The sequence below is a fragment of the Nocardiopsis protaetiae genome (genome assembly GCF_045446735.1).
Taxonomy (GTDB): Bacteria; Actinomycetota; Actinomycetes; order Streptosporangiales; family Streptosporangiaceae; genus Nocardiopsis; species Nocardiopsis protaetiae.
The window spans coordinates 1-8,097 of the sequence record NZ_JBJJBV010000291.1; the positions used below are offsets into that span (position 1 = coordinate 1).

Below are 8,097 nucleotides of genomic sequence, written 5' to 3' on the forward strand. Positions count from 1 at the left end.
CGGCGGCCCCTCTGGTTCGCTTCGGCCCTACGTGGTGCGGGCCTCTTCCTTGTTGTCGTGCTCGGTGGCCTCGTCGCCGATGTCGCTCCCGCCCTCGGCGCTCGGGGCGTCCGCGGAGGGGGTCTCATCGTCGTCGTCGCTCTCGGGGGTGCCCTGCCCGAGTTCGGCCGGCTCGGTCTCGCTGCCCGCGCCGCGGTTCTTGGACCACAGGACCGCGCCGACGAGGATGGCGACCGCAACGGCGGTGACGCCGATCCGCAGCACGGTGTTGTCCTGGAAGATGACGACGCTGGGCGCGACGATCAGCGCGACCAGGTTCATCACCTTCAGGAGCGGGTTGATGGCCGGACCCGCGGTGTCCTTGAACGGGTCGCCGACGGTGTCGCCGATGACGGTGGCGGCGTGGGCCTCCGAGCCCTTGCCGCCGTGGTGGCCGTCCTCGACGAGCTTCTTGGCGTTGTCCCAGGCGCCGCCGGAGTTGGCGAGGAACACCGCCATGAGGACGCCCGCGGCGATGGCGCCGCCCAGGAACGCGCCCAGCGGCGCGTAGCCGAAGGCGAAGCCGACCGCGATGGGGGCCAGCACGGCGAGCAGGCCCGGGGTGATGAGTTCGCGCAGCGAGTCGCGGGTGCAGATGTCGACGACGCGGGCGTACTCGGGCTTCTCGGTGCCGTCCATGATCCCCGGCCGGGTGCGGAACTGCTCGCGCACCTCCAGGACGACGCGGCCGGCGGCGCGGCCGACCGCCATGATGGCCAGGCCGGAGAAGAAGAACACCACGCTGGCGCCGATGATGACGCCGACGAGGACGTCCGGGCGGTCCAGGGACAGCGAGAAGACCTCGCCGCCGCCGAGCTGTTCCTGGACGGAGGTGCGGAACGCGCCGAACAGGGCGGTGGCGGCCAGGACCGCGGTGGCGATCGCGATGCCCTTGGTGATGGCCTTGGTGGTGTTGCCGACGGCGTCCAGGCTCGTGAGGATCTCGGCGCCCTTGCCCTCGACGTCGCCGGACATCTCGGCGATGCCCTGGGCGTTGTCGGAGACGGGGCCGAAGGTGTCCATCGCGACGATGATGCCGACGGTGGTGAGCAGGCCGGTCCCGGCGAGGGCGACGGCGAACAGGCTGAGGGTGATGGACCCGCCGCCCAGGAGGAACGCCGCGTACACGGCGCCGGCGATGAGCAGCGCGGAGTAGACCGCGGACTCCAGGCCGACGGAGATGCCGGACAGGATGACGGTGGCGGCGCCCGTCTCGGAGCTCTCGCCGATCTCGCGGACGGGACGCCGGTCGGTCTCGGTGAAGTAGCCGGTGAGGAGCTGGATGGCGGCCGCCAGGACGAGGCCGATGAGGACCGCGGCGATCGCGATGAAGCGCGGGTTGGGGTCGGTGCCCGCCTCGGCGATCTCGTCGAGGACGCTCTGGCCGGCACCGGGCAGCCCGGCGAAGCTGTCGGGCAGGTACCAGAAGGAGGCGGCGACGACGAGCAGGGCGGAGATGGCGGCGGAGATGAAGAAGCCGCGGTTGATCGCCGACATCGCCGACTTGTCGCCGTTCCTGGGGGCGACGATGAAGATGCCGATGATGGCGGTGAGGACACCGATCATCGGGACCAGCAGCGGGAAGACGAGTCCTTCGACGCCGAACGCGACGCGGCCCAGGATGAGGGAGGCGACGAGCACGACGGCGTAGGACTCGAACAGGTCGGCGGCCATGCCCGCGCAGTCGCCCACGTTGTCGCCGACGTTGTCGGCGATGGTGGCGGCGTTGCGGGGGTCGTCCTCGGGGATGCCCTGCTCGACCTTGCCGACGAGGTCGGCGCCGACGTCGGCGGCCTTGGTGAAGATGCCGCCGCCGACGCGCATGAACATGGCGAGGAGGGCGGCGCCGAAGCCGAAGCCCTCCAGGACGATCGGGGCGTCGCCCCGGTAGATCAGGACGACGACGGCCGCGCCGAACAGGCCCAGGCCGACGGTGATCATGCCGGCGACGCCGCCGGTGCGGAACGCGATCCGCATGGCGGTGTGGCTGTCGGCGGTGGTGCCCCCGCGGGCGGCGGCCGCGACGCGGACGTTGCCCCGGACCGCGAGCCACATGCCGATGAAGCCGGTGGCGGCGGACAGCAGGGCGCCCAGGGCGAAGAAGACGGACCGTCCGATGGAGACGGCCCATGAGTCGGCGGGGAGCAGGAGCAGCAGCAGGGGGATGACGACGACGAAGACCGCGAGGGTGCGGAACTGTCGCCGGAGGTATGCACCCGCTCCTTCCTGGACCGCGAGCGCGATGTTCTGCATTCGCTCAGTGCCCTGTCCGGCGGCGAGGACTTCACGTACCAGCATCCCCGCAACGGCGAGCGCGAGGAGCGCGACCGCCATGACGACGATGACGAGTGTGAAGTCGATGCCTTGCAGTTCTAGGGCCGTGCCGCTTTGTGCGGCGAGGTTGAGCCCAGACAATCCGTCCTCCTTGAGACGGGCACGACCTTTTCTTCCCCGCGCACGCCGAGCGGGGGAAATCCCGCGCGGGTCCGTGCCCGTACCGCCGTCCGGAAGGAGCCTTGAGCTGGCCCGACGGCACGTGGTCCGGGGTCGAAGCGGTGCCACCTTCGGTTTGGTGCCCACTGCCCGCGCCACGCACTCACGGGCGGTGATCCGGAAATCCTACGCAGCCCGAAGAAAAAAGAAGAGAGCGGATTAGGGATTTTTTCGAGAATGATCAAAGATGTGATCCATCGGTGATCTCGAAAAACGGATAAATGCCTTTATCGGCGATATTCGTCTTGCATAATGACTTAATGCAGTGTTAACGTTAAAGTTCTCATAAGGGCAGGAAACGGGATTGAGCCCCAGGGGCACCAGCGCGTTCGCGCCGGCGCGCCCGCCTCAGCGCAGGCGCATCCGGGACGGGTCCACCCCGTCACCCGGTCCGGTGCGGCCCGCGTCCAGGTCGTCGGCCAGGGAGCGCGCGAAGGCCGCCACCCCGGCGGTGTCCACACCGTGCGGCGCGTCCGGGCCGTACGGCTCCACCCGGTCGGCGCCGCGGCGCAGCAGGCGGGCGGCGCCCGTGAGGTTGCCGCGCTGGGCGTGGGTGACGCCCACAGCCGCCTGCGCGAGCCCCCGCCACAGTTCGCGTTCGGACTCGGGGGAGGACTTCCACACGGCTTCGAGAACCTCGTGGGCGGTGAAAGCGTACCCCTCGTCGAGCAGGTTCTGGGCCGTTTCCAGACCTTCCTCCGGCGAGAATTCCGCGTCGTCCGGCACCCGCTCCACCTCGCCGACGCTGCCGTGGGGCATCGGCCGGCCGTAGCGGTCCCGGGGGCGCTGGTTCTGCGCGCGCCCGTCCGGGGCGCGGTCGCGGTTCGCGTCCACCGTCTCCACCTGCTTCCTCAGTCGTCGCCGGGGAGGTCGTCGAGCCACTCCGTGAGCGCGCCCGAGACGGCGTCCGGGCGTTCCTCGTGCGGGAAGTGCCCGGCGCCGGAGACCCCCCTCCAACGGTAGGCCCCCGCCACCGAGCGCTCCGAGGCGCGGGCCGTCTCCGGCGGGCAGACCGGGTCCAGGGAGCCGTGGAGCTGGAGCACCGGGACGCGCACCGGCGTGCGCATGCGCGCGTGGTAGCGCAGGCCGTCCGGGCGCAGCCGGGAGCGGGCGATCCACCGGTGGTACTCCAGGGAGCAGTGGGAGACCTTGGGGATGGAGAAGGCGATCCGGTACATCTCCTCGGCCTCGGTGTCGGGCCAGCCCGGGCCGGACCACTCCCGCAGCAGGTCGCCGACCCGGGCGCAGCCGTCGGCGAGGAGGCGGTGCTCGGGCAGGACCGGCAGCTGGGCGCGGAGCATGTGGCGGGCGCCCGGGCCCGCGGAGAACAGCAGTCCGGCGGCCCGTCCCGGATGCGGGGAGGCGACCGCGGCCAGGGCGCGGACGGTGCCCGGGTGGTAGGCGGTCATGGTCCAGCCGACCATGCCGCCGACGCCGTGGCCGACCACGACCGCGCGGCGCGCGCCCAGGGCGCGGACCAGTCCGGCGGCGTCCTGGGCGAGGGTCACCAGGTCGTATCCGCGCGGTGTCTTGTCGCTGGCGCCGTACCCGCGCAGGTCGACGGCGACCGCCCGGTAGCCCGCCGCGGCGACGGCGGTGAGCTGGTGCCGCCACGCCCACCAGAACTGGGGGAACCCGTGCAGGAACAGCACCAGCGGCCCCTCGCCCAGCTCGGCGGCGTGGAAGCGGGCGCCCGCGGCCCCGACGTTGCGGTGGGCCCAGGGGCCCTCGACGTAGGCGGCCGAATCGTCCAGCACGGTGGGTCGGCTAGTTTCCGGTGGTGGCCGCCGTGGCCCCGGCCCCGCTGGGGGCGGCGACCTCGGACCCGGGCGGGGTGATCTCGCGGCGCAGGATGGCGCCCAGGCGGGAGGTGGTCAGCTGGGTGCGCTCCAGGCCCCGCATCCTGCGGAAGTTGACCAGGCCGAACAGGGCGAACACGAGCGCGATGAGCAGGTAGACGCCGGTCACGATGGCGAAGGCGGCCCACCCCGGCAGGCCCGCCACCTCGTACAGGACGAAGGCGATGGTCACCGAGAGGAGGATGACGAAGATGTGCATGAGGACGGCGAACACCGCGAACCCGGCGATGCCCTTGCCGACCTTGGTCGCCTCGCGCTTGGCCTCGGCCTTGGCGAGCTCCAGCTCCAGGCGCACCAGGCGGGAGAAGTTCCCGGTGACGTCCGAGACGAGTTCACCGACGGAGCGGTCGGTGTCTCCGGCGGCGCCCGTACCGCCGGTTCCCGGCTTGTCCACCATCGCGGGGTTTCCCTTCAGTCGGTCCGAACACGCGGATGATCCTCCGCATCCTCGCACATGGGCCGCCACCGGCGTCCCTCACGGCACGCACAACGCGGAGGTCCGGTTTCGTCACGCGTGTGAGCATCCGCGTTCGCGCGCGGAAACGACGGGGCGCCCCGGGCCGGTGGCCGGTCCGGGGCGCCCCGCACGTCGGTGCGTGTGTCAGTCGTCCTGCCCGGCGGAGGGCAGCTGCTTGGCGATGACCTCCATGATCGAGGAGTCGGTGAGCGTGGAGGTGTCACCGACCTCGCGGTTCTCGGCGATGTCGCGCAGCAGGCGGCGCATGATCTTGCCCGAGCGGGTCTTGGGCAGCTCCGGCACGGCCAGCACGCGGGCGGGCTTGGCGATCGGGCCCAGGGAGGCGCCGACGTGGTCGCGCAGGGACTTGAGCGTCTCCTCGGAGACCTCCTCGGCGCCGCTGCGCAGGATCACGAAGCCGACGATGGCCTGGCCGGTGACCTTGTCGGTGGCGCCGACCACGGCGGCCTCCGCCACGCTCGGGTGCGAGACCAGGGCGGACTCGACCTCGGTGGTGGAGATGTTGTGGCCGGAGACGAGCATGACGTCGTCGACGCGGCCGAGCAGCCACAGGTCGCCGTCCTCGTCCTTCTTGGCGCCGTCGCCGGGGAAGTACAGGCCCTCGAAGCGCGACCAGTAGGTGTCCTTGTAGCGCTCCGGGTCGCCCCAGATACCGCGGAGCATGGAGGGCCACGGCTCGCGGATCACGATGAAGCCGCCCTCGCCGTCGGGGACGGAGTTGCCGTTCTCGTCCACGACGTCGGCGACGATGCCCGGCAGGCCCTGCATGGCCGCGCCCGGCTTGCCGGAGGTGACGCCCGGCAGCGGGCTCACCATGATGGCGCCGGTCTCGGTCTGCCACCAGGTGTCCACGACCGGGGTGCGGTCACCGCCGATGTGCTTGCGGTACCAGACGTAGGCCTCGGGGTTGATGGGCTCGCCCACCGAGCCGATGACGCGCAGGCTCGACAGGTCGAACTTGGCGGGGATGTCGTCGCCCCACTTCATGAAGGTGCGGATCGCCGTGGGGGCCATGTAGGCGATGGTGACCTTGTACTTCTCGATGATCTCCCAGAACCGGCCGCGGTGCGGGGTGTCCGGGGTGCCCTCGTAGAGGACGGTCGTCGCGGCGTTGGAGAGCGGGCCGTAGACGATGTAGGAGTGGCCGGTGACCCAGCCGATGTCGGCGGCGCACCAGTAGATGTCGGTCTCGGGCTTGAGGTCGAAGACCGCCCAGTGGGTGTACGAAGCCTGGGTGAGGTAGCCGCCGGTGGTGTGCAGAATGCCCTTGGGCTTGGCCGTGGTGCCGCTGGTGTACATGATGTACAGCGGGTTCTCGGCGTCGTGGGCCTCTGGGGTGTGCTCGGTGCTCTGGGAGTCGACGAGGTCGTGCCACCACACGTCGCGGTCGGTCCACTCGACGTCCTGGCCGGTGCGGCGGACGACGAGGACCTTCTCCACGGCCGGGCGGTCGGCGACCGCGGCGTCCACGGTGGGCTTGAGGGCGCTGGCCTTGCCGCGCCGGTAGCCGCCGTCGGCGGTGATGACGAGCTTGGCCTGGCTGTCGTCCAGGCGCTGGCCCAGGGCGTCGACGGAGAAGCCGCCGAAGACCACCATGTGGACGGCGCCCAGGCGGGCACAGGCCAGCATCGCGACGATCGTCTCGGGGATCATCGGCATGTAGATGGCGACCCGGTCGCCCCGGGTGACACCGAGCTCGGTGAGGGCGTTGGCGGCCTGGGAGACCAGGTCCTTCAGCTCGGCGTAGGTGATGGTGCGGGTGTCGCCCGGCTCGCCCTCCCAGTAGTAGGCGACGCGGTCGCCCAGGCCGTTGGCCACGTGGCGGTCGACGCAGTTGACGGACGCGTTGAGCTTGCCGTTGACGAACCACTTGGCGAAGGGCGGCTGCCAGTCCAGGACGGTGTCCCAGGGCTGGTCCCACTGGAGCCTGCGGGCCTGCTCCTCCCAGAAGCCGAGCCGGTCCGCGGCGGCCTCGCCGTAGACCTCGGCCTTGACGTTGGCGTTCGCGGCCAGGTCGGCCGGCGGGGGGAAACTGCGCGTCTCATGGAGAAGGTTGGACAGTGTCTCCTGGCTCGGGGGAGTGCTGTCGGCCACTGTGATTCTCCTTACGTAGGCTGGTTCACACCAAATTAATCATGTGGTCTGGACCTGTGGAACAGGCAGGGTCGGTTCCAGCGCCGGGGACGACCCGGCGCGCGACGAACGGCCGATGAGCGGTCGCCGCCGGGCGACGAACGGTCGCCCGAGCGGGGGTGGAGGGTCGGGCGACCGGCGGAGGGCACGCGGTGGCCGGTGTTACCGGCGCGTATGTTGGTTTCCGTGAGCGAAACGACTTCTGCCGCCCAGACCGACCCGCTGGCCAGGATCGCCGCGCTGCCCGGCGTGGCCGAGGCCGTGGAGGAGACCCGGACCCTGGTGGACCGGCTGCTGGGGCACCGGATCCTGCGCCGGCGCAGCAGCGACGTGTCCATGGAGTCCTCGCTGCGCGGGGCGTGCGCGTCCGCCGCGCTGGAGGGCGCCGAGGTCTCGATGGACGAGATCCGCGCCGGGCACGTGTACGACACCCGGATCAAGGGTGCGCTGCGGGTGGGCGGCGAGCTGGGGACCCTGGTGGAGACCTGGCCCAAGGCGCCGCGGCAGGTGCTGGCCCGGCTGCACACGCTCGCCGCCGCGGACGCGGTGTCCGCCGACGCCCTGGGGCGGCCGCGCATGGCCGGGGAGCGGGTCGAGGACCCGCTGGAGCTGGGCGAGGCGCTCACCCCCGAGGTGGCGCTCGCCCGGATGGAGGGCCTGTACGGGCTGCTGGGTGCCCGCACCTCGGTGCCCGCGCTGGTGACGTCGGCGCTGGTGCACGGCGAGCTGATGGCGATCCGCCCGTTCGGGTGGGGCGACGGGATCGTGGCGCGGGCCGCCGAGCGGCTGACGCTGGTGGAGCGGGGGCTGGACCCCAAGTCGCTGGTGCCGTCCGAGCTGGGCCACCGGACGCTGTCGGAGGAGTACGCGCCCGCGCTGCGCGGGTACATGTCCGGGACCGCGGAGGGTGTGGCGGGGTGGGTCGTGTACTGCTGCCGTGCGGTGCGGGCGGGGGCACAGGACTCGCTGGCGACCTGTGAGGCGCTCAAGCGCGGCTAGCTGGGCCGGGGCGGATTCCGCCCTCGATGCGCGTTCCGCCGTGTGAGTGCGGGACCGATCGGAGACATCCGCCGACCACGCTCTCCGGGCGTGGTC

The 8,097-nt window shown here is 71.6% G+C and carries 6 protein-coding genes; 1 reads left to right on the plus strand and 5 read right to left on the minus strand.

Translation table 11 applies throughout. The annotated features are described in order from the left end of the window. Nucleotides 1-27 precede the first annotated feature (27 nt). The 5 genes from ACJOT3_RS29480 to acs form a co-directional block, all read right to left on the minus strand. Nucleotides 28-2,454 carry a sodium-translocating pyrophosphatase gene (locus tag ACJOT3_RS29480; protein WP_406976400.1) on the minus strand — a complete coding sequence of 809 codons (2,427 nt, stop codon included), beginning with the start codon at nucleotides 2,452-2,454 and terminating at the stop codon, nucleotides 28-30. A 426-nt stretch (nucleotides 2,455-2,880) separates the two neighbouring features. Then, nucleotides 2,881-3,375 (minus strand): DUF309 domain-containing protein, encoded by a 495-nt coding sequence (locus ACJOT3_RS29485; protein ID WP_406976401.1) that lies wholly within the window; start codon nucleotides 3,373-3,375, stop codon nucleotides 2,881-2,883. An 8-nt stretch (nucleotides 3,376-3,383) separates the two neighbouring features. Continuing rightward, nucleotides 3,384-4,289 carry an alpha/beta fold hydrolase gene (locus ACJOT3_RS29490; protein WP_406976402.1) on the minus strand — a complete coding sequence of 302 codons (906 nt, stop codon included), beginning with the start codon at nucleotides 4,287-4,289 and terminating at the stop codon, nucleotides 3,384-3,386. Nucleotides 4,290-4,299: 10 nt separating this feature from the next. Further along, complete coding sequence (locus ACJOT3_RS29495; RefSeq protein WP_406976403.1) at nucleotides 4,300-4,788, minus strand: phage holin family protein; 489 nt, start codon at nucleotides 4,786-4,788, stop codon at nucleotides 4,300-4,302. A 204-nt stretch (nucleotides 4,789-4,992) separates the two neighbouring features. Further along, complete coding sequence (gene acs / locus ACJOT3_RS29500; protein WP_406976404.1) at nucleotides 4,993-6,963, minus strand: acetate--CoA ligase; 1,971 nt, start codon at nucleotides 6,961-6,963, stop codon at nucleotides 4,993-4,995. A 213-nt stretch (nucleotides 6,964-7,176) separates the two neighbouring features. Here acs and ACJOT3_RS29505 point away from each other — a divergent pair, with 213 nt between their 5' ends. Further along, complete coding sequence (locus ACJOT3_RS29505; RefSeq protein WP_406976405.1) at nucleotides 7,177-8,001, plus strand: Fic family protein; 825 nt, start codon at nucleotides 7,177-7,179, stop codon at nucleotides 7,999-8,001. Nucleotides 8,002-8,097: the final 96 nt, after the last annotated feature.

Coding starts and splice junctions, on each gene's coding strand:
- ACJOT3_RS29495 (WP_406976403.1), bottom strand. CDS start 4,788: ATGGTGGACAAGCCGGGAACCGGCGGTACGGGCGCCGCCGGAGACACC.
- ACJOT3_RS29505 (WP_406976405.1), top strand. CDS start 7,177: ATGTTGGTTTCCGTGAGCGAAACGACTTCTGCCGCCCAGACCGACCCG.